Origin of the sequence: Neoaquamicrobium sediminum, assembly GCF_013240295.1 — a bacterium.
In the GTDB taxonomy this organism is placed as follows: Bacteria; Pseudomonadota; Alphaproteobacteria; order Rhizobiales; family Rhizobiaceae; genus Aerobium; species Aerobium sediminum.
On sequence record NZ_JABETK010000004.1, the window covers coordinates 12,533 to 38,561 of the forward strand.

General features: G+C 63.3%; 20 protein-coding genes, 1 tRNA gene and 3 pseudogenes. 5 read left to right on the plus strand and 19 right to left on the minus strand.

The window, feature by feature from the left end:
• Window positions 1–133 precede the first annotated feature (133 nt).
• From pcaF to HK436_RS25995, 3 genes and pseudogenes are all read right to left on the minus strand, one after another.
• Window positions 134–1,341: pseudogene (gene pcaF, locus HK436_RS25985) on the minus strand (3-oxoadipyl-CoA thiolase).
• A 1-nt stretch (window position 1,342) separates the two neighbouring features.
• Window positions 1,343–2,014 carry a 3-oxoacid CoA-transferase subunit B gene (locus HK436_RS25990; RefSeq protein WP_173194585.1) on the minus strand — a complete coding sequence of 224 codons (672 nt, stop codon included), beginning with the start codon at window positions 2,012–2,014 and terminating at the stop codon, window positions 1,343–1,345.
• Complete coding sequence (locus tag HK436_RS25995; RefSeq protein WP_173194586.1) at window positions 2,014–2,730, minus strand: 3-oxoacid CoA-transferase subunit A; 717 nt, start codon at window positions 2,728–2,730, stop codon at window positions 2,014–2,016. Before HK436_RS25995 ends, HK436_RS25990 begins: the two co-directional genes overlap by 1 nt.
• 135 nt (window positions 2,731–2,865) lie before the next feature.
• On the opposite strand from HK436_RS25995, the gene HK436_RS26000 reads away from it, so the two are divergent.
• Complete coding sequence (locus HK436_RS26000) at window positions 2,866–3,657, plus strand: IclR family transcriptional regulator domain-containing protein (RefSeq protein WP_173194587.1); 792 nt, start codon at window positions 2,866–2,868, stop codon at window positions 3,655–3,657.
• Between the two features lie 108 nt (window positions 3,658–3,765).
• Entirely contained in the window at window positions 3,766–4,212 is a 447-nt protein-coding gene (locus tag HK436_RS26005; protein ID WP_173194588.1) for a nuclear transport factor 2 family protein, read from the plus strand.
• A gap of 20 nt (window positions 4,213–4,232) precedes the next feature.
• On the opposite strand, the gene HK436_RS26010 is transcribed toward HK436_RS26005, so the two are convergent.
• The 7 genes from HK436_RS26010 to HK436_RS26040 all read right to left on the minus strand — a co-directional run bounded on the left by HK436_RS26010 (window position 4,233) and on the right by HK436_RS26040 (window position 10,334).
• Window positions 4,233–4,472, minus strand: coding sequence for a hypothetical protein (locus HK436_RS26010; RefSeq protein WP_173194589.1), 240 nt, complete (start codon window positions 4,470–4,472; stop codon window positions 4,233–4,235).
• Window positions 4,473–4,594: 122 nt separating this feature from the next.
• A complete protein-coding gene (xylA, locus tag HK436_RS26015) occupies window positions 4,595–5,905 on the minus strand; it encodes a xylose isomerase (protein ID WP_173194590.1) in 1,311 nt (436 codons plus the stop codon).
• Window positions 5,902–7,356 carry a xylulokinase gene (xylB, locus tag HK436_RS26020; protein WP_173194591.1) on the minus strand — a complete coding sequence of 485 codons (1,455 nt, stop codon included), beginning with the start codon at window positions 7,354–7,356 and terminating at the stop codon, window positions 5,902–5,904. Before xylB ends, xylA begins: the two co-directional genes overlap by 4 nt.
• A 103-nt stretch (window positions 7,357–7,459) precedes the next feature.
• Window positions 7,460–8,776, minus strand: coding sequence for a tetratricopeptide repeat protein (locus tag HK436_RS26025; RefSeq protein WP_376769224.1), 1,317 nt, complete (start codon window positions 8,774–8,776; stop codon window positions 7,460–7,462).
• 636 nt (window positions 8,777–9,412) lie between these two features.
• Window positions 9,413–9,487: transfer RNA gene (locus HK436_RS26030), tRNA-Glu, on the minus strand.
• A 92-nt stretch (window positions 9,488–9,579) separates the two neighbouring features.
• A complete protein-coding gene (locus HK436_RS26035) occupies window positions 9,580–10,023 on the minus strand; it encodes a VOC family protein (protein WP_206680591.1) in 444 nt (147 codons plus the stop codon).
• On the minus strand, window positions 10,020–10,334 hold the full coding sequence (locus tag HK436_RS26040; RefSeq protein WP_312860762.1) for a fimbrial protein: 315 nt from the start codon (window positions 10,332–10,334) through the stop codon (window positions 10,020–10,022). Before HK436_RS26040 ends, HK436_RS26035 begins: the two co-directional genes overlap by 4 nt.
• Window positions 10,335–10,428: 94 nt before the next feature.
• Here HK436_RS26040 and HK436_RS26045 point away from each other — a divergent pair, with 94 nt between their 5' ends.
• Both HK436_RS26045 and rpoH read left to right on the plus strand, forming a co-directional pair.
• A complete protein-coding gene (locus HK436_RS26045) occupies window positions 10,429–11,481 on the plus strand; it encodes an RluA family pseudouridine synthase (protein WP_173194593.1) in 1,053 nt (350 codons plus the stop codon).
• 183 nt (window positions 11,482–11,664) lie between these two features.
• Complete coding sequence (gene rpoH, locus HK436_RS26050) at window positions 11,665–12,576, plus strand: RNA polymerase sigma factor RpoH (RefSeq protein WP_173194594.1); 912 nt, start codon at window positions 11,665–11,667, stop codon at window positions 12,574–12,576.
• A gap of 85 nt (window positions 12,577–12,661) precedes the next feature.
• Here the strand turns inward: rpoH and HK436_RS26055 are convergent, their stop codons facing one another.
• Together HK436_RS26055 and HK436_RS26060 are read right to left on the minus strand one after the other, a co-directional pair.
• Window positions 12,662–14,236 (minus strand): hypothetical protein, encoded by a 1,575-nt coding sequence (locus tag HK436_RS26055; protein WP_173194595.1) that lies wholly within the window; start codon window positions 14,234–14,236, stop codon window positions 12,662–12,664.
• Between the two features lie 73 nt (window positions 14,237–14,309).
• A pseudogene (locus HK436_RS26060) lies at window positions 14,310–15,610 on the minus strand (adenylosuccinate synthase).
• A 207-nt stretch (window positions 15,611–15,817) separates the two neighbouring features.
• Here HK436_RS26060 and HK436_RS26065 point away from each other — a divergent pair.
• Complete coding sequence (locus HK436_RS26065) at window positions 15,818–16,714, plus strand: DMT family transporter (RefSeq protein ID WP_173194596.1); 897 nt, start codon at window positions 15,818–15,820, stop codon at window positions 16,712–16,714.
• Between the two features lie 4 nt (window positions 16,715–16,718).
• On the opposite strand, the gene HK436_RS26070 is transcribed toward HK436_RS26065, so the two are convergent.
• The 7 genes and pseudogenes from HK436_RS26070 to HK436_RS26100 form a co-directional block, all read right to left on the minus strand.
• Entirely contained in the window at window positions 16,719–18,335 is a 1,617-nt protein-coding gene (locus HK436_RS26070) for an FAD/NAD(P)-binding protein (RefSeq protein WP_173194597.1), read from the minus strand.
• 86 nt (window positions 18,336–18,421) lie between these two features.
• Window positions 18,422–20,020: a phosphoglycerate dehydrogenase gene (gene serA / locus HK436_RS26075; RefSeq protein WP_173194598.1), complete on the minus strand. Its 1,599-nt coding sequence runs from the start codon at window positions 20,018–20,020 to the stop codon at window positions 18,422–18,424.
• Window positions 20,021–20,088: 68 nt separating this feature from the next.
• Window positions 20,089–21,263, minus strand: a pseudogene (locus tag HK436_RS26080) (phosphoserine transaminase).
• Window positions 21,264–21,457: 194 nt separating this feature from the next.
• The gene (locus HK436_RS26085) at window positions 21,458–22,156 is read right to left on the minus strand and encodes an outer membrane protein (RefSeq protein ID WP_173194599.1); all 699 of its coding nucleotides are present in this window, start codon (window positions 22,154–22,156) and stop codon (window positions 21,458–21,460) included.
• Window positions 22,157–22,340: 184 nt separating this feature from the next.
• Window positions 22,341–23,138, minus strand: a complete 798-nt coding sequence (locus tag HK436_RS26090) for an outer membrane protein (protein WP_173194600.1) — start codon at window positions 23,136–23,138, stop codon at window positions 22,341–22,343.
• Window positions 23,139–23,327: 189 nt separating this feature from the next.
• The gene (gene glmM / locus HK436_RS26095) at window positions 23,328–24,683 is read right to left on the minus strand and encodes a phosphoglucosamine mutase (protein ID WP_173194601.1); all 1,356 of its coding nucleotides are present in this window, start codon (window positions 24,681–24,683) and stop codon (window positions 23,328–23,330) included.
• A gap of 385 nt (window positions 24,684–25,068) precedes the next feature.
• On the minus strand, window positions 25,069–26,016 hold the full coding sequence (locus tag HK436_RS26100; protein WP_173194602.1) for an SO2930 family diheme c-type cytochrome: 948 nt from the start codon (window positions 26,014–26,016) through the stop codon (window positions 25,069–25,071).
• Window positions 26,017–26,029 lie beyond the last annotated feature (13 nt).

A 26,029-nucleotide genomic window follows, 5' to 3' on the forward strand; every position in this document is an offset into this window, starting at 1 on the left:
ACCGAATCGATACCGGGCTGTTGGATCGCGCGGATTGGTTGCCGGGGTCAACCGCAAGGCACCAAAAGATATGAAAAGGGCCGCCGCGAAACGCGACGACCCCAACAAATTCAGCGGCTAAACTGCTTGTTTATCAGGCTTTTTCCAGAGCTACGGCAATGCCCTGCCCGACACCGATGCACATCGTTGCCAGCGCAAGTTTCCCGCCGCGCTCTGCGAGCTCGAGCGCAGCCGTACCCGATATGCGCGCGCCCGACATGCCGAGCGGATGGCCCAGCGCGATCGCCCCGCCATTCGGGTTTACGTGCTGCGCGTCCTCGGGGATACCGAGGTCGCGCAGCACGGCTATGCCTTGGGAGGCGAAGGCTTCGTTGAGTTCGATCACGTCGAAATCGGACGGCTTGATGCCGAGGCGGGCACACAGTTTCCTGGTCGCCGGCGCCGGGCCGATACCCATGATGCGAGGCTCCACACCGGCGGTCGCGCCCCCAGCACGCGCGCAATCGGCGTAAGTCCATACTTACGAATGGCAGCCTCGGAGGCGACGATCAGCGCCGCTGCCCCGTCATTGACGCCCGATGCATTGCCGGCCGTCACCGTGCCGCCCTCTTTCTTGAAAGGCGTCCCAAGCTTGGCCAGCGCCTCCACCGTGGTGCCGGCACGCGGATGCTCATCCTTGTCCACCACCACCGGGTCCCCCTTTCGCTGCGGGATCGTCACAGGCACGATCTCCTTCGCAAGCCGGCCGTTGGCCTGCGCGGCCACCGCTTTTTCCTGGCTGCGAACGGCGAATGCGTCCTGATCCGCCCGCGAGACACCAAACTGTTCGGCGACGTTTTCGCCCGTCTCGGGCATGGAATCGACGCCATACTGCTTTTTCATCAGCGGATTGACGAACCGCCAGCCGATCGTGGTGTCATAGATCTCGGCATTTCGCGAGAAGGCGGTGTCCGCCTTGGGCATGACAAAGGGCGCGCGGCTCATCGATTCTACGCCACCGGCGATCATCAATTCGGCCTCACCCGCTTTGATGGCACGAGCGCAGATCGTCAGCGCATCCATGCCGGACCCGCAAAGCCGGTTGACCGTCGAGCCGGGCACAGCTTGAGGCAGGCCCGCTAGCAGCAGCGCCATCCTTGCAACGTTGCGATTGTCCTCGCCGGCCTGATTGGCGCAGCCATAGATCACGTCGTCGACGGCTTCCCAGTCGATGCCGGCATTGCGCTCCATCAGCGCACGGAGAGGCACCGCGCCGAGATCGTCGGTGCGCACCGACGAAAGCGACCCGCCGAAACGGCCGATCGGAGTACGCACATAATCGCAGATATAGGCTTCGCTCATCTCACACCTCCGGAACGACAAGATCTTTGACTGTGCCTTCGACCGACAGGTCCGCCTCGGTCAAGGCCTGAAGTTCATCGAGGCTCATGCCTGGCAGCTTTTCGCGCAATACGAAGCAACCATCCCTGATGTCTACGACGGCAAGGCTGGTATAGACCGTCGTCACGCAGGCAACGCCGGTCAGCGGCAGGCGGCATTGCTTGAGCAGCTTGGGCGCGCCCTTCTTGGTCACATGGTCGGTGACGACCCACACCTGCTTGGCGCCGTGGACCAGGTCCATCGCGCCACCCACGGCCGGCACCGAACCGGGTCCCGTGCTCCAGTTGGCGAGGTCGCCGTTCTCGGAAATCTCGTAGGCGCCAAGCACGGCCACATCGAGATGGCCGCCGCGCACCATGGCAAACGAGTCGGCGTGGTGGAAGAACGATGCGCCGTCGTTGAGCGTAATCGCCTTCTTGCCGGCATTGATGAGGTCCCAGTCTTCCTGACCGGCCGGAGGCGCTTCGCCAAAATCGAGCACGCCGTTTTCGGTGTGATAGATGACCTCGCGCCCCTTTGGCTTGAACTTGGCGATCATCTCCGGAAAGCCGATGCCGAGATTGACATAGGCGCCGTCGGGCAGGTCCTGCGCCGCCCTCCATGCGATCTGGGCGTTGGAAAGCTTTGTCGTCATCAGTTCGCTCCCTCGCGCAGCATGGCCTCTTCCTGTTGGGGATTTGCCACCTCGACAACGCGGTTAACGAAAATTCCCGGTGTGACGATGTGCTCGGGGTCAATTTCGCCCGGCTCGACGATGCGGCTTGCCTGCACGATCGTCGTCTTCGCCGCCATCGCCATCAGCGGCGAGAAATTGCGCGCGGCCTTGCGGTAGGTCAGGTTGCCCTTGCGATCGGCCAGTTCCGCCTTGATCAACGCCACGTCGGCCTTGAGCCAGCGTTCCTGCACGTAGCTGCGCCCCTCGAATTCGGCCACCGGCTTGCCTTCGGCAACATCAGTACCGAAGCTCGACGGCGTGTAGAAGGCGGGAATGCCGGCACCACCTGCGCGAATGCGCTCGGCCAGCGTGCCTTGCGGCACCAGTTCGAGCCCGATCTCTCCGGCGAGATATTTGTCCGTGAAGGCCTTGGGATCGGACGAACGCGGAAACGAACAGACCATCTTGGCTACCATGCCGGCATAAATCATCGCCGCGATGCCGACAGCGCCGTTACCCGCATTGTTGTTGATCACGGTGAGCGAGCCCGGCGAGCCGGTCTTCTTGTAGATATCCACCAGCGCGTGAATGAGTTCGATCGGCGCGCCGGCACCGCCGAAGCCGCCGATCATGACGGCCATGCCGTCTTCTATCCCGGCCAGAGCATCGTCGATGCTCGGACTAATCTTGTTCATACCTGATCCTGCCCTTCGTCGGGCGCCGCTCCCCTGGATACGGTCACCAAGGTTCCCGCCAGATCCCGGAAGCACCGCCTGCCTCCAACAAAGTTCGCGTTGCGAACAAATGTTCTTTATGCGATACATCGATAGATGAAGCACGATGGTAAGTCAATCGAACGGGAAGCGGGGCGCGACATCGTCGGGTCCTTCGCGCGCGGTCTGGGCGTGATGGAGATACTCGCTGCCCACCCTGCAGGCCTGACGTTGACCGAGATGGCGGAACGGGCCGAATTGACGCGTGCCGGCGCGCGCCGGTTCCTGCTGACCATGGTGGCTGCCGGATACGCCATCCAGGACGGCCGAAAGTTTCTGCTTTCGCCGCGCCTGATCTCGGTTGCGCGGAGTTGGCTCTCCGGCTCGTCCCTGTGGACCTTCGCCGAGCCATACATGCGCACCGTTTCGCACGCGCTGAACGAATCGTGCTCGGCTGCCATTCTGGTCGACGAGGATGTCGTCTACGTCGCGCGTGTCGCCGGCAGGCGCATCGTTTCGGTCGGCCTTCATGTCGGCACGCGTCTGCCCGCCCATTGCACATCGATGGGCCGCATCCTGCTTTCGGGCCTGTCGCCGACGGAACTCGATGCCTTCATCGGCAAGGCGGCGATCCGCGCCAATACACCCAAGACCGTGACGGACCGCGCAGAACTTGCGCGGCTTATCCGGCAGGCGGGCGAAGACGGATACGCCGCAATCGATGAGGAACTGGAAATCGGCCTGCGCTCCATCGCCGTGCCGATCCGCGACCGGTCCGGCCGCGTCGTCGCTGCCATAAACGTCTCGACGCAGTCCGCCCGCACGCCCATGGAGGAGATGGAGGGCACCTTCCTGACGCACCTGCGGGAAGCAGCCGCCCGCATCGAGGACTTCTTCGTCGTCGAATAAGTTGCGACCGGTCCTGTCAGGAGAAACGGTCCCGGTAACGATTCGGGGTGGCGTCGAGGCCGCCTCCGTGCCAACCCTTCAGCGGTTTCCAGACGGCAAGGAATGACGATGACCCCCGATGCGGCAGAAATCTTCGTTCGCAGTTTCGAGGCAGCGTGGGCAAAGCGCGACGGCGAAGCGATGCGAGAGCTCTGGCACCCCGACGGCCTGCTGTTCACGCCAGTGGTCGACCGGCCTGTATCACCGCACGAGCTGCCGAAGCTCGTCGCGGCACAAATCCGTATCGCGCCGGACCTTGCCTGGCACCTGCTCGATTGGGCAGCGCGGAGATCACTCGTCTATGTGGAATGGCGCGTAACCCAGACAATTGCCGGCACACCGACTGAATGGCGCGGCATGGACCGTTTCCTGTTGGAGAACGGCAGGATCCGCGAGGAGCACGTCTTTGCCGACACGACGCCGATGCGGCTGATGGCGGCGCCAGATGCCGACCGCAACCGCTTGGCGGCCGCAAGCAAGTCAAGCGTGTCGCCCACACCGATGATCCGGCTCTAGATCTTCGAGAGTATTCCGGCTTACGCCGCGTCGCGCGTGGCGCTGTCTCGACCAGCTATGGTCGCCCGCATCTTGTGCGCGAGTGCTGCCTGGAAGCCACCGCTCATGGCGCGCCGCACCCTGTCCGGCTCGTTGCCGTTAGCCGCCTCATCGGCGAGCGCAAGCAACGCGTCGACGAACGAGCCGCCGGGGGCGACCAGCGCCTCGACAAGGGCGTCTTCGCGACCGTTTCCGGCGCTATGTGCTTCGATGCGTTCCATGGGCGCGAAAATACCGCGCCGCCCATGACGGAACGAAGACACGAAAAAGGCAATGTCGGGGCCGTTTGGAGACGTTTCTTCCTGGCTCCGACAATTTGGTAAACAGCGCTTCCAGCAGCCCGTCAGACGTAGCGGTTGACCACGTTTTCCAGCCACTCCTGCCGGCCGGAGCCCGGCTGCGGTTCGATGCCCTCGGACAGCACGCGCGCCGAGATGTCCTCCAGCGTCCGCTTGCCCGACAGCATCGCCTGGGCCTCTGCGTTGTCCCAACCTGCATAACGGTCGGCCAGTGGGCCGGACAGCGCCTTGTCCTCGATCATCCGCGCCGCCGCCTTGAGGCCGCGCGCGCAGCAGTCGATGCCACCGATATGGGCGACCAGCAGATCTTCCGGATCGAGCGACTGGCGGCGCAGCTTGGCGTCGAAATTCGTGCCGCCCGTGGTGAATCCGCCGGCAAGCAGGATCTGGTAATAGGCCAGCGCCATCTCCGGCACGTTGTTGGGAAACTGGTCGGTATCCCAACCGGACTGGTAGTCGTTCCGGTTCATGTCTATCGAGCCGAAGATGCCGAGCGCATTTGCAAGCGCCAGCTCGTGCTCGAAGGAGTGGCCGGCGAGGATCGCGTGCCCCTGCTCGATGTTGACCTTGACTTCGTTCTCCAGCCCATACCGCTTCAGGAAGCCGTAGACGGTGGCGACGTCGAAATCATACTGGTGCTTGGTCGGCTCCTGCGGCTTCGGTTCGATCAGGATCGCGCCCTTGAAACCGATACGGTGCTTGTAGTCGACCACCATCGACAGGAAGCGCCCCATCTGGTCGAGCTCGCGGCTCAGGTCGGTGTTCAGCAGCGTTTCGTAGCCCTCACGCCCGCCCCAGAGCACATAGTTTTCGCCGCTCAGCCGTTTGGTGACATCGATGCAGCTTTTCACCGTGGCTGCTGCATAGGCAAAGACGTCCGGGTCGGGGTTGGTCGCAGCACCTGCCATGTAGCGGCGGTTGGAGAACAGGTTTGCCGTACCCCAAAGCAGCTTGGTGCCGGTCTTCTCCATCTTACCGACAAAGTAGTCGGCAATCTCGTCGAGCCGCGCGATGCTCTCCTTGAGCGTATCGCCTTCAGGCCGCACGTCGGCATCATGGAAGCAGTAATAGGGGGTGCCGAGAGCCGAAAACATCTCGAAAGCAACGTCGGCCTTATGCTTCGCGAGTTCCATCGTGTCGCCGAACCAAGGGCGTTCGAAGGTCTGACCACCGAACGGATCACCACCCGGCCAGGTGAAGGAGTGCCAGTAGGCGACGGCGAAGCGCAGATGGTCCTCCAGCCGCTTGCCGAGCACCATTTCGTCGGGATCGTAATGGCGGTAGGCGAGAGGGTTGGTGGATTCCGGCCCCTCATATTTCACCCTGGCGATGTCGCCGAAAAATCCGGTGCTCACGATGAAACTCCTCTGATAGCAGGATAAAGCGCGCGGTAGCGCCGATACGCATCCTCATAGGCCTGCGACAGCCCCGCATCCGGCTCGATGGTCTCGGCCGTCGCGGGCGGCACGCAGACCGAAAGCGGGTCCGCCTTCTCCGCCGCGATCAGCCCGAGCCGGGCCGCGCCGAATGCAGCGCCGAAATCGCCGTCGGCGGGAATGTCGACAGGAATACCAAGCGCAGTCGCGATTGCCTTGAGCCAGTAACGCGAGCGCGAGCCGCCGCCGATCGCAGTCACCCGCGAGAGATAGGTGCCCGCGGCGTGGAGCGCTTCGAGGCTGTCGCGAAACGCGAAGGCCACACCTTCCACCATCGCCTGCGTGAGCGCCGAACGGCCAGACTGATGCGAGAGACCGGAAAAGGCGCCACGGATCGTGGCGTCGTTGTGCGGCGTGCGCTCGCCCGAAAGATAGGGCAGGAAGGTGACGCCGCTGGGCGCATGCAACTGCTCGCCGAGTTCGTCGGTCAGCTCCTTTGCGCTGCGGCCGGTGATGTCCTCCAGCCAGTTCAGCGAGTCTGTCGCGGACAGGATGACGCCCATCTGGTGCCAGGTTTCCGGCAGTGCGTGGCAGAACGCATGTACGGCGCTTTCCGGGTTCGGCAGATAGCGCGCATTGGCCGCAAACAGCACACCCGACGTGCCGAGCGACACGAATGCCTGGTTGCCGCGCACCGCGCCCATGCCGCAGGCCGAGGCCGCATTGTCACCTGCTCCGCCCGCGACGACCACATTGCCGCCCATACCCCAGCGCGCAGCAAGCGAGGCCTTCAGCGTTCCGGCCGGATCCGTGCCCTCCACGAGCGCCGGCATATGGCTTTCATCGAGATCGGTGGCGGCTAGCAGGTCGGCCGACCATGCGCGCGCGCCAACATCCAGCCATGAGGTTCCGGCCGAATCCGACATCTCGGAGATGAACTCGCCGGTCAGCCACAGTCTCAGATAGTCCTTGGGAAGAAGCACCTTGGCGACCCGGGCAAAAACATCCGGTTCGTTGTCCTTCACCCAGGCGAGCTTGGGTGCCGTAAACCCCGGAAAGACGATGTTGCCAGTGATCGCACGAAAGCGCGGATCGGAATCGAGCCGCGCGGCTTGTTGATAGCTGCGCGTATCGTTCCACAGGATGCAGGGACGCAGCACGGCGCCTGCTGCATCCAGCGGTGTCGCCCCATGCATCTGACCGGAAAGTCCGATACCCTTGGTGGCCGCAAGCTCGGCCGAATGCGAAGCCTTCAGCTTGCCCACCGCCTTTTCCGTTGCGCGAATCCATTCGGCCGGATCCTGTTCCGACCAGCCGTCATGCGGCCGCGACACGTCGAGCGCGGCAGTGGCCGAAGCGACGACCGCCTGATCACCATCTATCAGAAGCGCCTTGACGCCGGACGTGCCGAGGTCGAGCCCGAGATACATTGGAATGGTCCTCCCCGGTGGACTTCTTCATGGTCCGCCGAGTGGCACCATAGCGCGGAACCGATTTATTTCGCAATCCGCAAAAAATCGGTTCCCAACGCGATCAGGCCGCAATTAGCCCTGCGCGGCGGGCGAAGAGCTGCGACAACGGGCTATCGGGCCGGGCGTCACGGCGCTCTGCCGCAAGCGCTGCCGACAGCGCCTGGTTCCCGGCTCGAAACGCCGCCTCGATCAGCGTCAGATCAATCACGTCGCGCTGGGCGTGGCTGCCACCGAAGCGGTGGGCAATGCGGCGTATGGGCTTGAGAAGGCGCACCGTCTCGCCATAGTCGCCGTCGCCGAAGGCAAGAATGGCGCGCGTCACCGGCTGACCGACATCGCGGGTGAAGGCGGCGTTGTCGCCCTCCTCTCCGATCGCGGCATCCTGGGCCGCCAGCAGCCGCCGGGCGAGGTCGGACCGGCTGGCGCCCACGAAGGCCATCATCGCATGGGCGTCGTTGAAGGCGTAGTTGGCCGAGCCCGCATGCGGCTCCCAATTTGTCGCCAGTGCAGCCCACCGACCGCCTACATCGACGCTGACGAGATGAAGTCGCCACAGCAGCGCTGAGGCGTCTACCATGTTCAGCGCGATGGTCGATTGCGCGCCGAAGATCGGGCCGTCATAGAGCGATAGCACCTGATCGGCCTCGCCCAGTTCGAAATGATAAAGCGCCAGGTGCCACCAGTTATGCACTTGGAGGAAGCTGTCCTTCGTCCAGTTGTCGGTGTTGGTGCGCATCCAGGCGATGCCGTCGCGCTGCCGGCACTGCATTTCCATAACATGCGCCACCGCATGCTGCGCCCAGCCGTCGCGTGGTTCCAGATCCACCGCGCGGCGTCCCTGCGCTTCGGCCCTTGCATAGTCGGCTGTTTCCTCCAGCCCGAACGCATGCATGCCGAGCATGGCGTGATAGCCGGGCATCGTCTCGTCCCAGACGGGTAGAGCCCGCGCGATGCGGTCGCGCAGCATGCGCGCATTGCCGGTGAAGAAGTCGATCTGGTGTCCGGCCTGTAGCGCCAGCGCGTCGCGCGGCTCGTCAATCGTCAAATCCTCGAGCAGTTGCGAGGCCTTGTGCCAGCGCCCTGCCGACAACTCGCCGAGCGCGGCCACATGGCGCCGCTCCCGCTCGGTCGCCGGCAACGCACGCGCGGCCTCGAAACAGCCTTGCGTAACCGGCTGGGCGGCCCGCTCGGTCGACAGGCCGTAGAGATAACCCTTCAACACATGCGCCATGACGAAATCCGGATCGCTCGACAGCGCCCGGTCGAGCGCTGCGATCGGATCGCCGATGAAGCATTGAAGACCGCGCAGCGCCTCGTGATACGGCTCTAGGCTGGCAGCGCTCGCTCCGCTGAGGGAAAGGCCGAGATTATCCGTGATCGGCAAGGCATGCACTCCGGCTGATTGGCCAAGCACACTAGCCGAACATCCCGGTAGCGACCAAGTAGGTTCCGGAGCGTCGGCTGCGGTCACGCCGCAGCTAGCGGCACTCGACCCTGACGCGACCGGTCGCGGTTGCCATCGGTCCGCAGCTCACCGTGGAGGCCAATGGTTCAACCTGTGCCATCGACGACGTCGTCGTCCGCCGTGCGGCCCGATAAACGGGCGGCGGATTGAACGCTTCCGGCGGCGGTTCAGGCGAAGGCGCCGGCCTGTATCGCAGCGTATCGCTTGGCTGGTGCCGAACCGGCTCGAACATGACGACCGGCACCGGCCCTGCCCGGCCGATCGTCGGTGCGTAGCCCGGCTGGATACTACCGTCGGATGTCCGCACACAGCCGGTAGTCGCTGTCGCGAGCATCGCGGCACAAATGGGAGTCGTGAACCACAGCTTCATCTGCATTACCTGAACTGCAATCCCGCCCCACCGCCGTATCTGCGGCGGGAAAGTGGCGAGATTGTGCAAGCTGCAACGCTCGACTGCGGCTGCCATTTCGGATCATCAGGATAGTTGCAGAAGGCACACACTAGCGCAGAGCGAGGAGGCTACTGCTTGAATTTCGGAGATGGAAAATCTGGTACGCCCAAGGGGAATCGAACCCCTGTTTGCGCCGTGAGAGGGCGCCGTCCTGACCGCTAGACGATGGGCGCTTGCCAGAACCGGCGATATAGAGGGGAATTTTGGCGAATGCAACCTCGCCAAGTCCATTTCCTGTTGCAGCCGCTGATTTTTCGGTCGGGCGCTATTCCTTGGTCGCGGCTGCCGTGCGTGGCTCGATCAAGTCGAAGAGATTGCCGTAGAGATCGGCAAAGACGGCCACGGTGCCGTAAGGCTCGTGACGCGGTTCTTCCTTGAAAACAATGCCCTGGGCGATCATGCGGGCATGGTCGCGCGCAAAATCGTCGGTCTCGAAAAAGAAGCCCACACGCCCGCCGGTCTGGTTGCCGATACGGCTCTGCTGCACCTCGCCCGACGCCTTCGCAAGCAGGATGCGCGCGCCGGCGCCCGATGACGGCGCGACAACCACCCAGCGCTTGCCTTCGCCCATGTCGGTGTCTTCGACCACATCGAGGCCGAGCCGGTCGCGGTACCAGGCGACCGCTTCGTCATAATCGCGCACGACGATTGCGACGGTGGCGAGCCGGCCGAGCATAGGCCTACCGGCCCTTATGCTGCCGGCGCTCATTCCGCCTCGCGAACCGCAAAGCGGCCGACGGGTTCGCCACGGACCGTGTCGTAGAGCAGGATCGAGCGCCCTCCGTCGGGCAGCTCAAGCTGCAGGCTCAGCACACTGCCCGAAAGCGCGTGGCTGACGATGCGCGCGCCGCGCGGCAGCGCGATCTCGCCTTCGAGTACGGTGCCGTCCGCCGGCATCGGCAGTTCCGAGACGGCGGCGGATGCAGGCCCCTCAACGCGGCTGGCGCGGTAGACAATGGCGACCACCACCGCCATAAGGGCGAGAAACAGGAGCCCCAGATTGATCGCGACGAACCGCACAAGCTTGCGCCGGACCCTTTCGACCGCGGGTCGAGCGGCTTTTCCTGTTCGTCGTCTAGGGGGCGGCCATGGGCATGTCGGGTCCGGTTGATCGATGAGCGATCCTGATAACGAAGCCGAAGCCGCATTGAAAGAGTTCGTCGCCGATACAAGCGGCGAGCGCATCGATCAGTGGCTCGCCGCGCGCCTCGGCCCGGACCTTTCGCGCAGCCGCATCCAGGCGCTGATCCGCGAAGGTGCGGTCAGCGTCAACGATGCGCCCGTGGCCGAGCCCAAGCGTAAGCTGGCGATGGGCGACCGCGTCGTGCTGGCGATGCCCGAGCCGGAACCTGCCGCCCCCGAAGGCGAGGACATACCGCTCGACATCCTGTTCGAGGACGACGACCTTGTGGTCGTCAACAAGCCCGCGGGTCTTGTCGTCCACCCCGGAGCGGGCAACTGGACGGGCACGCTGGTCAATGCGCTCATCCACCACTGCGGCGCATCGCTGTCCGGTATTGGCGGCGTTCGCCGGCCGGGTATTGTGCACCGGCTGGATAAGGATACGAGCGGCGTGCTCGTCGTCGCCAAGAACGACCGAACCCACCGGGCACTGTCGGAGGCATTCGCCGACCACGGCCGCACCGGCGACCTCGAACGCGCCTATGACGCGCTGGTCTGGGGCTCGCCTGCGCGCGTCACCGGGACGGTCGATGCGCCGCTGGGTCGATCGGGAACGGATCGCACCCGACAGGCCGTGGTTCGCGAGACGGCACCCGACGCGCGCCATGCCGTCACCCATTTCACCATTCAGGAACGCTTCGGCGAGAAACCGGATGCCACCGCCATGGCGTCGCTGGTGGAATGCCGGCTCGAAACGGGGCGCACCCACCAAATTCGCGTTCACATGGCCCATATCGGCCACCCGCTGCTGGGCGATCAAGAATACGGCAAAGCCTTCTTCACCAAGGCCAACAAGCTGGAAGAGCCGCTCGGCAGCCTTGTCCGCGCCTTCCCACGGCAGGCACTTCATGCGCGACTGCTCGCCTTCCGTCACCCAACCACGGATGCGTTGATGCGTTTCGAGGCACCCCACCCGGTCGATCTCGCGGAACTCCTCGACGCTTTTCGCCGTTGGGACTTGAAGACCAAGGGTGGCAATACCTAAATCACGAGGGTTGCCCCGGCTGTTCAAGCCCGGGTGACACACTGTTTCCTGTGTTCACAGACCCTGATTTTGCCGCAAACACACCTATATTGAAGGTCTAACGGCGTTGTGCGCCAGAATGCGGCTGCGCCGGATGCCCGCCATACTTGGGGGCAGAACACGCAAGATGAGGGAGGGCGCTTCATGGCCCAGTCACTACCCAGTATCGTTTCCGGAGAAGGCGGACTTTCCCGCTATCTCGAGGAAATCAGACGTTTTCCCATGCTCCAGCCGCAGGAAGAGTACATGCTCGCCAAGCGGTACCATGAGCATGAAGACACCGGCGCCGCTCACAAGCTGGTGACAAGCCATCTGCGCCTCGTGGCCAAGATCGCCATGGGCTATCGCGGCTATGGGCTGCCGATCGGCGAGGTCATTTCGGAAGGCAATGTCGGCCTCATGCAGGCCGTCAAGAAGTTCGAGCCCGAGCGCGGCTTCCGCCTCGCGACCTATGCCATGTGGTGGATCAAGGCATCGATCCAGGAGTATATCCTGCGCTCGTGGAGCCTCGTGAAGATGGGCACCACCGCCAACCAGAAGCGGCTGTTCTTCAACCTGCGTAAGGTGAAGGGCAAGATTCAGGCGCTCGACGAGGGCGATCTTAAGCCGGAGCAGATCACCGAGATCGCCACCCGCCTCAACGTTTCCGAGGAAGAGGTCGTCTCGATGAACCGCCGCCTCTCGGGCGATGCGTCGCTTAATGCCCCGATCCGGGCATCCGAAGGCGAATCTGGCGAGTGGCAGGACTGGCTCGTGGACGATCACGAAAGCCAGGAAGCCATGTTGATCGAGCAGGACGAACTGGACAATCGCCGCGACATGCTGGCCGGCGCCATGTCTGTGCTGAACGACCGTGAGCGCCGCATCTTTGAGGCTCGTCGTCTCTCGGAAGAGCCGATGACGCTTGAAGAGCTGTCGTCCGAGTTCGACATCAGCCGCGAACGCGTGCGCCAGATCGAGGTTCGTGCCTTCGAGAAGGTTCAGGACGCGGTCAAGGCCGCGGCGCGCCGTCAGGCCCAGTCGCTGCGCACCATTGATGCGGAGCCTGCCCACTGACGGTGGCGCGGTAGCGTGACAATCAAAAGCCGCCGGGTCGCAAGATCCGGCGGCTTTTCTTTGGTTCAAACTGAAAACAGAAGGTTCAGCCGCTGCTGGCCTCATCCCACGCGCGCAGGACGTCCTGGAAGACGCGGTCGCCCGGAATGCCCTTTTCAAGTGAAAGCAGCGCGCGGCGACCGGACTGGTACACGATCGGAATATCGACCCAGCTCTGCCGACGCAGCAGCGTCGTGTTGGCCTCGACCTCGGCGGGCGCATCCCCGAGCGCGATCAGGAAAAAGCCGTCGGCGATCTTTGCCGGAATGCCGATCAGCGGATTACCCGGCGCCTGTTCCGTTTCCTTGAAGGCGATGCGCGAGACATTCGAGATCGCGCCGCCCTCGAAACCTTCCGGGGTCAGGAAAATCATCTCGATGATATGGCTTGCCGGCAACGTTTGGTCGCCATTGCGGCGGATCGTCATGCGAAGCTGGATGTCCTTGCCGGGGATCGTCGCTTCAGCGCGGATGGCCGGCTCCGGCGGCAGATCCCCGCCGGGCGATTCCTGCACCGTCGACCAGACGATCGATCCGGCCTCTGCCGAGCCCTGTGCCGCGCTGGTGCGTTCCTCATAGAAGATCGCCCGCTGGCCGACGGCGACCGAGGGCTGCGCGGACTGCTCGCCGCCTTGTTCGCTGGACTCGGCTGCGGTCTGATTTTCACCAGCCTGTGCCGGCTCGGAAGGACCGGCCTCCGGCTGGGCCACCGATGCAATGGACGTTCCCTCGCCGACAGTCGGCTCGCCACCGGCCGGACCTTCATCGACTTCGCTGCCATCGGGCATCAGACGCTGGGTGAACTTCTCCGGCTCGCTGTCTGTCGTCGGCTGCTCGGCCGGTGCCGGTGATGTCTCCGGCTCCTCCGCAGCAGGAAGATTCGCGACGTCTTCTTCGGCAGCGGGTTCTTCAGGCGGTGTCTGGTTGAGTTCCTCTGGGGTCTCCGCACCTTCAGGCGCGGCTGCCTGCTGCTCGTCCTGGCCCGCATCCGTGCTGACTACCGTCGACAGGTCGTCACGGTTCATCCACACGGCATAGCCAGCGCCCGCAACCAACAGCAGAAGGACCAATGCTCCAATCATCAGGCCCGTGCGGTTTCTGGATGCGCTAGGCGCGCTGCGCTCCCGCGCCGGTGCAGCAAAGGTCTCAGGCTTATCGGAAGCTTCTGGCGTTACATCATCTTGTGGTGCGAAATCATCGGCGGCAGGATCGACGGCAGACGACGCTGCGGCAGGCCGCTCTCCGGCCAGGGGACGGTCGGGCGCCGCTGTGGAAACTGGCGCGACCACGGGCTTGGCCGCCTCAGCTTCTGGTACAGCAGCCGACGCGGATGTCGCGGGAGCCGGCGTGCCTATGCCTTCAAGGGTCGCGAAAGCGTCGTTGAGGCTGTCGTCATCCTCGCTGTCATCTGCCTCGGCATAGTCGGCGCGAAGAACGGCTATCGCGTCCTCCAGCGCCTTCCGCTGCCGGTCAACTACGGCCGCAGGCGGCGGCGGGTTGATCGCCGCCAGCTTCGCTTCGATGGTGGCGCGGGCCTTGTCATAGACTTTCTCGCGCATCTCGGGTGTGTTGTCGCCGAGCGCGTCGATCGTCTTTCTCAGAACCGCAACGAAATCCGCCATTCTCTGTATCGTCCTCGCATGTTTCCGGGTCGGCAGAGGACCAAATCAACGGTCCCGGAAAGGGTTGCCAAACCTAGTCTTGAAACGGGTCCGTAACAAGTATCGTATCCTCGCGCTCGGGGCTGGTCGACAGCAGCGCCACCGGCGCGCCGATCAGTTCCTCGATGTAGCGCACATATTTTACGGCCTGTGCTGGCAGGTCGTTCCAGCTCCGCGCGCCGGCCGTCGTTCCTTCCAGCCCTCGAGCGTCTCGTAGATCGGCTCGACGCGCGCCTGCGCGCCCTGGCTTGCCGGCAGGTAGTCGATCGTCTCGCCATCGAGCCGATAACCGGTGCAGACCCTGATTTCGTCCAGTCCGTCCAGCACGTCGAGCTTGGTCAGCGCGATGCCGTCGATGCCGTTGACGGCGACGGCCTGGCGCACCAGGACGGCGTCGAACCAGCCACAGCGGCGCTTGCGCCCCGTCACCGTGCCGAACTCGTGGCCGCGCGTGCCAAGGAACTCGCCAACCTCGTTATCCTGCTCGGTCGGAAACGGCCCTTCGCCGACGCGCGTCGTATACGCTTTGGTGATGCCCAGAACATATCCGATCGCGCCCGGACCGACACCGGAACCGGTCGCGGCCTGTCCGGCGATCGTGTTCGACGAGGTGACGAACGGATAGGTGCCCTGGTCAATGTCGAGAAGCGTACCCTGCGCACCCTCGAACAGTATTCGCTCGCCAGCCCGGCGCGCGTCGTCGTCGAGGATTTTCCACACGCGATCCATGTAGGGCAGCACCTGATCGGCCACCGAGGTCAGTTCCTGCATGATGGTTTCATGTGCGACCTCGCCATGGCCCAGTCCGCGCCGCAGGGCGTTGTGGTGGGTCAAGAGCCTGTCGACCTTGGTCGGCAGCGTTTCCATGTCCGCGAGATCCATGACCCTGATTGCCCTGCGCCCGACCTTGTCCTCATAGGCAGGGCCAATGCCGCGCCGTGTGGTTCCTATCTTGGTGCCGGAATTCGAGGCAGCATCCTCGCGGAACCCGTCAAGTTCACGATGAAGCGACAGGATAAGAGCGGTGTTTTCGGCTATTTTCAGGCGATCCGGGCCGATATCGACCCCAAGTTCGCGGATTCGCGACAATTCGGCCACAAACGCGTGCGGATCGAAGACGACGCCGTTGCCGATCACCGACAGCTTGCCCTCGCGTACGACGCCGGAAGGCAGCAGCGACAGCTTGTAGACCTTGCCGTCGACCACCAGCGTGTGGCCGGCATTGTGTCCGCCCTGGAAGCGCACGACCACGTCGGCGCGCTGAGACAGCCAGTCGACGATCTTGCCCTTGCCTTCGTCGCCCCACTGCGAACCGACGACCACCACATTGGCCATGGAAACTTCCCTTCTGATGAGGCCGGGCGGCCCTGCCCGGCAAAATGACAGGCCTCTATAACGTCAAGTCTTTCGATACGCGACCCCCACTTGCCGCGTTCGCTCACGACTTTGCCGCGATTTATCCGTCCTTGGCACATTGCGCCCGCGGGCACGGGCGGCTAGGCGGGGTCCCAGTTCAGCATTCTGCTCCGGCCGGCCGCATCCATGTTCCGCAATGCCTATCTGCTCCTCATCCTGACCACCCTGTTCTGGGGCGGCAACGCGATTGCGGGAAAGCTGGCCGTCGGTCACATATCCCCGATGTTGCTTACGACACTGCGCTGGGCGCTAGCCGTGCTTGTCATCGCAGCGATAGGACTGCCGCAGCTTCGCCGCGACTGGTCCGTGGTAAAACGTAATCTGCCGCTTCTCTTTCTGCTAGGCACGGCGGGCTTCACCATGTTCAACGCGGCGATGTATTCGGCGCTCACCTTCACCACTGCAATCAACGTGTCGATCGAGCAGGCCGGCATGCCGATGTTCATCTTCCTCGCCAACTTCCTGCTTTACCGAATGGGCGTCTCGCCTGGCCAGATCGTCGGCTTTACCCTGTCCCTGGTGGGGGTGGCGCTGACAGCGAGCCACGGCGACCTGACGAGGCTGGCCGAACTCGACGTCAATTTCGGCGATGCGCTGATGCTCGCGGCGATCGTGCTTTACGGCGGCTACACCGTGGCGTTGCGGTACAAGCCGGCGATCCACTGGAAGAGCCTCATGCTCGTCATGTGCTTCGCCGCCTTCCTGTCCTCGATCCCGTTCGCGGCGTGGGAAATCACGACCGAGCGGGTAACCTGGCCGGACACCGGCGGATGGATGATCGTGGTCTACACAGCCATCCTGCCCTCCATCGCCTCGCAGGCCTTCTACATGCGCGGCGTCGAACTGATCGGCGCCAACCGCGCGGGTCTGTTCATCAATCTGGTGCCGATCTTCGGCACGCTTCTGTCGATCCTGATTCTTGGCGAAGCCTTCCATCTCTACCATGCGATCGCGCTGGTGATGGTGCTGGGCGGCATCTGGCTGGCCGAACAGAGCGGCAGGAAACGGGCCGCCGGTTCCTGATCTATCATCTGCCAGCCACACGTCTGGCCCAGCGTCTCACCGCTTCGCCGAAGCAGTCGTGCAGGGAATCGGTGGCAATCACGGACCCGTTGGCGAGCCTGCCCAGCAGCGAAAGGCCCTCCACCGGCTCGCCGTTTGCATCGATGATCCTTCCGTCCGGTCGGACCGATGCACCGAGCCCCTTGCCAAGCTGCGAGACAAACCCGTGCTCACGCAAACCGGCTATCAAGGGTGAAGACACTTTGGCGATGTTCGGCCCAGCGAGGACAGAATCCACCATCGCCGTTGCCACATCCGCCCCTCCGTTCTCGGCAATACGCCAGCCGCCATCGGCTAGTTCGATATCGGGATCGTCCACCCGACGTAGTGTCAGCTTTCCCGCGTCGATGAGAGCCAATAGCCTCGCGGTGGCCGCGGCCGGAGGCCCGTACGAGAACCGCTTCAGGCCATCGTCGAACGGTATCAGCGCTTCAGCGACCGCAGCGGTTTTAGGCGCCGGGTTGTAGGCGATGCGCAGATCGTTCTGCAGGTGCCGCCAGACCTGCCCGGTAACGTAGCCGACAGAGGGCTTAGCCTTGCCCAGCGCCATCGCGAGATAAAGCCTCATCGCCTCCGCCGGCTGCTCATCGTCCGGCACATCGGGGTCGTCCTCGGCGCCGTCGCGCAGCCAGGCAAGCACCGCGCCCTTGTCGTGTTCCGGCAGCCGTGCGCCGGCCATCGCCGCCAGAATGTCGAAAATCGGCTCCAGATCGCCGTCAGCCAGTTCCATCACGCTGGCAACCGCATCGCGGAAGGCAAGCCGCTCACGCTCCTCGACGATGTAGGGCTGATCTGCTGTCGCAGTTGCCGGCTTCGGCGCCGGCGGAATACCGTTAAGCGAAAAAGGCACCAGCTTTGCCGGTTCACGACCGCTGGCGATGTAGGTCAGTCGGCCATCACTTTCGGTCTCGAACCGCCCTCCCAAGCCCTCTGTCAGCACTCTCGTGACATCGATCATCGCAAGGCCGAAGCCACGGATCGCAACAGTCCTGCCTTGCCAATCCGTCGCCGCCAACAGGGCCGCACTGGGATAGGCTTCGCACAATACCGCATCTGCCTCGCACACATGTTCGCGCCAGCGCTTTATCTGCCGGTCCTTCACCGGCTGATGGCCTGGGCACAGGAGCACCTCGTCGAACGGGCCGTGATCGATTCCCGCGTCCGTGCGCAGCAGCCAACCGGCCTTCCCCGGCTCGCAGGCTACTACGTGGTGACCGATGACCTCCATCGGCAACCTTTCACGCAGGGCCGCAAATCGAGCCCGCAGATAAGCCCCGATCACCGCACGGGGCGGATAGTCATCAGGGCCATACGCTCCGTCCAGCCAGGCATCGAATGACTGGCCGTGCTTCGGCACAGGCAGGTCAATCGCGCGCAAGGGAATGTTGAGAAGGTTGAGCGGCGTCTGCTCCGGCGCATAATTGGGTCCGGCGCCCAGCGCCGCGTGCGTCTCAAACACTGTCACGGCGGCCGTGCGATCACGCATATGGTCCGCCAACGCCTCGACAGCCGCCAGCCCGCGCGGCCCGCCACCGACGATCGCGACACGCAGCGCCTGCGCTGAAATCTTGCCGGAATTCACGACACCCCCAACATAAAGGAACGCCCGCGCTTTCGCACGAGCGTTCAAGATAAGCCTTGGGAGGCTGGTTTGGTTCCTTTGGCGCCTTAAGCTGCCACGTCGAAATGCAGCGGCTTGGCCGACTCGATCTTGGGATCGGCGCGTAGCTCCGCCAGAACGTCCTGCGGGAACGGTGCGTCGAGATAGAGCAGCGCAATCGCGTCGCCGCCCGGTTTGTTGCGGCCAAGCTGGAAGTTGGCGATGTTGACGCCCTTCGAGCCGCAGATCGATCCCAGAAGACCGATTATCCCCGGTACGTCGGCATTGGTGGTGTAGAGCATGTGCTCGCCCACCTCGGCGTCGAGATTGATGCCCTTGATCTGGATGAAGCGCGGCTTGCCGTCCGAGAAGCAGGTGCCAGCGATCGTGCGCGTCTTGCTCTTGGTCTTGACCGTCAGCTTGATGTAGCCGTCGAACACGCCGGACTTGTCGCGCTTGACCTCCGACAGGATCACGCCCCGCTCCTTAGCCATGATCGGGGCCGAAACCATGTTCACGTCGGCAACCTGCGGACGGATCAGCCCGGCCAGCGTTGCAGACACCAGCGCGCGGGTATTCATTTCGGCCGTCAAGCCGTCGAACAGAATCTCGACCTCCTGGATCGGCTCTTCGGTCACCTGGCCGACGAATGCGCCAAGTACCTCGGCGAGCTTGATGAAGGGCTTCAACCGCGGCGCTTCCTCCGCCGTGATCGACGGCATGTTGATCGCGTTGGAAACCGCGCCCTTAACGAGGTAGTCCGACATCTGCTCGGCAACCTGCAGGGCCACGTTTTCCTGCGCCTCGGAGGTCGACGCGCCGAGATGCGGCGTACAGACCACGTTCTCCATGCCGAACAGCGGGCTGTCGGTGGCCGGCTCGGTCTCGAAGACGTCGATGCCGGCGCCCGCAACCTTGCCGCTTTTCAGCGCTTCGATCAGGTCTGCCTCGACGATCAGGCCGCCGCGCGCGCAGTTGATGATGCGCACACCGTCCTTCATCTTGGCGAAGGCCTCCTTGTTGATGATCCCGCGCGTGCGGTCGGTCATCGGCGTGTGCAGCGTGATGAAGTCCGACCGCGCGAAGATGTCTTCCAGCTCGACCTTTTCGACGCCCAGCTCGGATGCGCGACCTTCCGAAAGGAACGGGTCGTAGGCGATCACGTGCATCTTCAGGCCGACGCCACGCATGGCGACGATAGAGCCGATATTGCCGCAGCCGATCACGCCCAGCGTCTTGCCGGTGATCTCGACACCCATGAAGCGGTTCTTTTCCCACTTGCCGGCATGGGTCGACGCATTGGCCTCGGGAAGCTGCCGCGCCACCGCGAACATCAGCGCGATCGCGTGTTCGGCGGTCGTGATCGAATTGCCGAAAGGCGTGTTCATCACGATGATACCGCGACGCGATGCAGCCGGAATGTCGACATTGTCGACGCCGATACCGGCGCGGCCCACGACCTTGAGATTGGTCGCGGCCGCGATCAGCTTCTCGGTCACCTTGGTGGCGGAGCGGATCGCAAGGCCGTCATACTGCCCGATCACCTCGAGCAGCTTTTCCTTGTCCTTGCCGAGATCCGGCAGGTAGTCGACCTCGACGCCACGGTCCTTGAATATCTGGACCGCAGTCGGGGAGAGTTTGTCGGAAACGAGTACGCGGGGCGCCATGATGGCCTCCTTCGTCATGTCTTGGAAAACGGGAATGGAAGGCCGCTTGGCGCGGCCTTTGAATGGCGTCAGGCAGCCGCCTTGAGCGCAGCCTTCTGGGTCGTGAAAGCCCAGTCGAGCCATGGCATCAGCCGCTCGAGATCAGTTGTCTCGACGGTCGCCCCGGCCCAGATGCGCAGTCCGGGAGGCGCGTCCCGATAATGGCCGATGTCATAGGCGACACCTTCCTTGTCGAGCAGCGACACCATGCTCTTGGCAAACGCAGCCTGCGCTTCCTTGTCGAGGGCGACAATGTCTGGATCGACGATGGACAGGCACACCGAGGTGTTGGAGCGCGTTGACGGCTCGACGGCCAGATGGCCTAGCCAGGGGCTCTTTGCGACAAAGGCGTCGATGACCGCGAAATTGGCGTCGGCCCGCTGCACGAGCCCATCAAGCCCGCCGACGGAGACAGCCCATTCGAGCGCGTCGATATAGTCTTCGACGCACAGCATCGACGGCGTGTTGATGGTCTCGCCCTTGAAGATGCCTTCGATCAGCTTGCCGCCCTTGGTGAGCCGGAAGATCTTCGGCAGCGGCCATGCCGGCGTATAGCTTTCCAGCCGCTCGACGGCGCGCGGGCTGAGGATCAGCATCCCGTGCGCGGCTTCGCCGCCCAGCACCTTCTGCCAGGAGAAGGTCACCACATCGAGCTTCGAGAAGTCGAGCGGCTGGGCAAAGGCGGCCGAGGTGGCATCGCAGATCGTCAGGCCCTCGTGGTCCGCCGGGATGAAATCCGCATTCGGCACGCGCACGCCGGACGTCGTTCCGTTCCAGGTGAAGACCACGTCGCGGGAGAAGTCGATCTGGTCGAGATCGGGCAGTTCGCCGTAGCTAGCCTCGATCTTGCGGGCGTCGGCGAGCTTGAGCTGTTTGACCACGTCGGTCACCCAGCCGGAGCCGAACGATTCCAGGCGACCATGTCGACGCCGCGCTCGCCGAGCAGCGACCAGAGCGCCATTTCGACGGCGCCCGTGTCGGAAGCCGGCACGATGCCGATACGCCAGTCGGCCGGCACGCGCAGAACGTCGCGGGTGAGTTCGATCGCCCGTTCGAGCCTCGCCTTGCCGATCTTGGCCCGATGCGACCGTCCGAGCGGCGCATCGGCGAGTGCTTCAAGCGTCCAGCCAGGGCGCTTGGTGCAGGGTCCGGAAGAAAAATTGGGATTGGCCGGACGCACGTCCGGCTTGGCAAATGTCGTCATTGTGGTTCTACCCTTTCAGATAGCACGCCCCTCGTTGGGGAGGGGTGGCCCACGGACGGCGATATGCCTTCAGGCTTGCGGCGTCAAGAGCAAAATAAACGTCGCAGTCGAGCTACCCACTTCGTGCTCGCGGGTCGGCAAAACGCAAAACGGCGGGCCGGAGCCCGCCGCGGTTGCCTGAGATGAGCGGCTCACTACCAGAGATCGTAGCGCAAGCCAACCTTGATCTGGTGCTGCTTGACGCCTTCCGCAATCGTGAAGGTGTCGGTGTCGAGATATTCCATCCCCGCCGTGTGCAGGAACTGGTATCCGACATCGATGGAGGCGTTCTGAGAAACCTTGTAGCTCGCGCCTGCCATCAACGCATAGGCAAAGTTCGTTTGCCTGTCCGACCATTCGTCGAAGACGCCGAGCGTCGGCGAATCGATGTTCACATGATGCTTCGAGTAGGTCGCGCCGACGCCGGCGCCGACATAGGGCGTCACGCCCATCACGGTCGCGATGTCCCAATAGCCGTTCACGAGACCGCTCCAGGCCGTGTGGGATGCTTCGCCGAAATCAAAGCCGTCATCGTAGCGGTAGCGGTCACTGCCGAGATAGGCCAGCGTCGCGTCAACGCGGAAATTGTCGGTCAGGTGATAACCCACACCGACGCCGCCACCGAAACGGCGGTTCGAGGTGGTTTCGCCCAACAATTCGAAGTCGTAGACCGGATCGCCTAAATTGTAGCTGACGTCGCCGCGCAGATACCAGCCCGAGCCGATCTCGACGGGCACCCATTCCGGCGCCTGCTCGATGATGATCGGCGGATCGTAGTCGGCAGCAAGACCCTGCGCGGCCGGAAGTACGGCAAAGGCGGCGCAGGTGGCGATGAGGCGTTTTCTGATGCTCATGAATCACACTCCACAGGGCGCGGCCCCCGCTGCGGCCGCTGGTGTCGTCATGAGCATTCTTAACCATCTTGGTTAAGCCACGGTTAAGGATAACAGAGAGTTAGCGCGCGGGTTGGCCGAAAACTGCGACAAAGAAAAAGCCCGGCGGAACCGGGCTTTTTCGTTGGTCTGGCTTGCTCGAATTCTAGTTGAGCGCGTAGCGCACGCCGAGCTTGAAGTCGTGCGAGGTGATGTCGCGGAAGTGCATCGGGTTGTCGATCAGGTTCTGCCCGTCATAGGTGACGATATCGCCCGTCCGTCCGTCACCCAGATTGACGAAGCTGTAGCCGAGATCGATGGTCATGCGGTCGGTGGCCTTGAAGCCGACACCTGCATGCAGGGCCCAGGCGAAGTTCCACTTCGAAGCCGCGTCGGCATAAGCGAGCGTCGGCGCACCGGACGGGTCGATGCCGGCATCGCGGAACGAATGAATGGTGACGCGGCTGGCACCGACACCGGCGCCGACATAGGGCACGAAGCCGCCGAAATCGCCGAGATCGGCATAGGCGTTGGCCATCAGCAGCCATTCCGACTTCTTGCCGGTGTAGTTGTTGAAGCGGTTGTTGCCGTCATCGTCAACCCAGGTGTCGAGGCCATGGAAGCCGACCTCACCGCGATATTCGACCATACCATCAAGGCGCAGATAGTCGTTGATCTGGTAACCCGCGCCGACGCCGAAGGTCGGGCCGGACTCGAAGTTCTTGTCGACGACCGCGAAGTTGTTGTCCGGTCCCATATCGTCGAACAGCACGTTGTAGAGGCTTTTGACGCGCTGGTTGGACATGCCGAGATGGCCGCGCAGATACCACCCACCATAAACCGGTACCGGCTCCGGCTCGTAGGTGATGACCGGTGGCTCGTAGAGATCAGCAGCAGCGGCAGGCAGTGCCGTGGTGACCAGCAATGCGGCTCCTGCCGCGGCAGGCATAAGGTATTTCAGCATGAGGTCCGCCCTCCAGGATTCGGCAACGACAGACGCGTAAGGCGTCGGCTAAGTCGAGATGGATAATGCAGGGTAAAGGTTAAGTGCTGATTAACCTTGAGGATTAACTACGTTCCGGCTAATTTCCAGCAGCAGATGCAAAAAGGCCCGCTCGCGCGGGCCTCGAAAACTTCACGTATTGCCGATGAATCAGGCGGCGCTTTTGACATCGGCAATGACGCCGATGATGTCGTCGACCACCTGCTCTACAAGCACCTTGTCGTCGGCCTCCGCCATCACGCGGATCAGCGGCTCCGTACCCGAGGGCCGGATGACCAGCCTGCCCTTTTCGCCCAGACGGGCTCGGGCGTCGTCGATGGCGGCCTTTACCGACTTGTCCTCCAGCGGAGCGCTGCCGCCGCTAAAGCGAACGTTCTTGAGCACCTGTGGCACCGGCTCGAACTTGCGGCACACCTCGCTTACCGGTTTGTCGGCGCGCTTGATGCAGGCCAGCACCTGCAACGCGGATACCAGCCCGTCACCCGTGGTCGAGAAGTCAGACAGAACGACATGGCCCGACTGTTCGCCGCCGACATTGAAGCCGTGAGCGCGCATATGCTCGACCACATAGCGATCGCCGACCTTCGTGCGGTGAAGCGAAAGGCCGAGGTCGTCCATATAACGCTCGAGGCCGAGATTGGACATCACGGTCGTCACCAGGCCGCCGCCGGCCAGACGGCCGTTACGATGCCAGCTTTCGGCAATCATGGCCATGAGCTGATCACCGTCGACTATGGCGCCGGTCTCATCGACGATCACGACACGGTCGGCATCGCCGTCAAGCGCGATGCCGATATCGGCGCGCACCTCGTGAACCTTCTTCGACAGGCCCAGCGGATGCGTGGAGCCGCAATCCTCGTTGATGTTCAGGCCGTTCGGCTCGCAATTGATCGCGATCACTTCCGCGCCCAGTTCCCACAGGGCGGCAGGCGCGACCTTGTAACCGGCACCGTTTGCGCAATCGACGACGATGCGAAGGCCCGACAACGACATCGACCGCGGCAGCGTCCGCTTGGCGAACTCGATATAGCGATCATGCACGCCGTCGACGCGCTTGGCGCGACCCAACGCATCCGCATCGGCCAGCGCAATGTCGACGTCACGGTCCAGCAGCTGCTCTATGCGCGCCTCGATCTCGTCGGAAAGCTTGTAACCGTCGGGTCCGAACAGCTTGATGCCGTTGTCGTAATACGGGTTGTGCGAGGCGGAAATCATGACGCCTATGTCGGCACGCAGCGAGCGCACCAGCATGGCTACGCCTGGCGTCGGGATCGGGCCGAGCAGGAACACATCCATGCCCGCCGCGCAGAACCCGGCAACCATCGCGTTTTCGATCATATAGCCTGAAAGTCGCGTGTCCTTGCCCAGCACGACCCGGTGGCGGTGGCTTCCACGCTGGAAAGACATGCCGACGGCCATGCCCACACGCATTGCCACCTCGGCGGTCATCGGAAGCCTGTTTGCGCGCCCCCGGATACCGTCGGTTCCGAAATACTGCCTGGTCATTCTTGCTCTAGAGTCCCCAGTCTTACTTACGCCCGAATAAGGTCTGCCACGAGAATTCACCGCGTAGGTATCACAATATATTAGTAACGGTTACGAAATGCTGTCCGCGTGGTAAACCCGTGCAAATGCAGTATCCACACGCCAACCACCAGTCGGCATTCCCCATTTGGCTGGCTGGAAAGCGACGTCATGCTCCCCAAATGTGGCAGAGCGTAGGCTATAGCAACGATCGTATCAGCAACCGCGGGCCAAGCCTCAGGGCCTTTGTAGCGCTAGCGCAGGCTTGAAACCCACTCCCGCAGAAGCGCGGCCGCGGCGGTATCCTCGCGCGCACGGCCCAGTTCCGGCATCATGATGCCTGGTTCGGTGCTCTCAACGCGAAAGTTCAGGATAGAGCCATCCGGCTCCCCGGCGCTATGTCGAAAAGCCTGCCGCCGGAGCCCCGCCCGGCTGCAACGGGGCGCTTGTGGACGCCGAGTGCCGGACCGATCGCCTCACCCCAGGTTAGATAGAGCCCCGAATTGCTGGCAGGCCCCTCCCGGCGGTGGCAATGCGCGCAATTCACATCGAGCCATGCTCTTGCGCGTGCATTGAGGTCCGCGCTCTCGTCGCGCCAATCTGGCACCGCGTCGATCGCGGCGATATCCTCCGGCAGACCCTCCAGCAGGCCTGCCTCCCGCCAGCGTTCGAGCTGGTTCGCCGGTCCGTCGTCATACTGGAACTCGAAGTTGAGATTGCGTGCCTTCGGCCCCAGCGGCACGATTTCTCCGGCAAGCTGATGGCAGCCCTTGCACTGGTTCTTGTTCGGCACGGAATAAGTGAATGAGACGGGCTCCCCGCTTTCATCGATCGTTGCGACGTCGACCTTCGCGCCGGCAATCTTGATCTCTGCGTCGCTCTGCTCCTCGTTCCAGAGATAGGCCCAACTCTGCCAGCCGTCCTCGTGCAGCAGCATCACCCGCGTTTCGATAAGCCGGACTTTTTCATAGGGGGTGCGGAAATCGGCCGGAAAGGCAAAGCTCTTGATCAACGCCGATCCGACCGGAAACACGAACGCCTCGTCGGCAACATAGCGCGCAGCCTCGCCTTCCGGCACGTAGACGAAACGAAACTTCAGCGCGCCATCCGAAAACAGCGCGGTATGTGGCTCGAACGGCACGACACCTTCTGTCGGCACCTGCGCGCGCGCATCCGAGAAAAACCCGAATTCCGACAAAAGCTTCGGCGGTTTGTCGGCCATGATCGCCGTGTCGGAAGGGGCAGCAGCGGCGGCACAGCAATAGAGTAACAATGCGACCGCAGCGCCGCCCAGCCGTTCGACGGCAAGGCTCAATTGCCGCATTTCG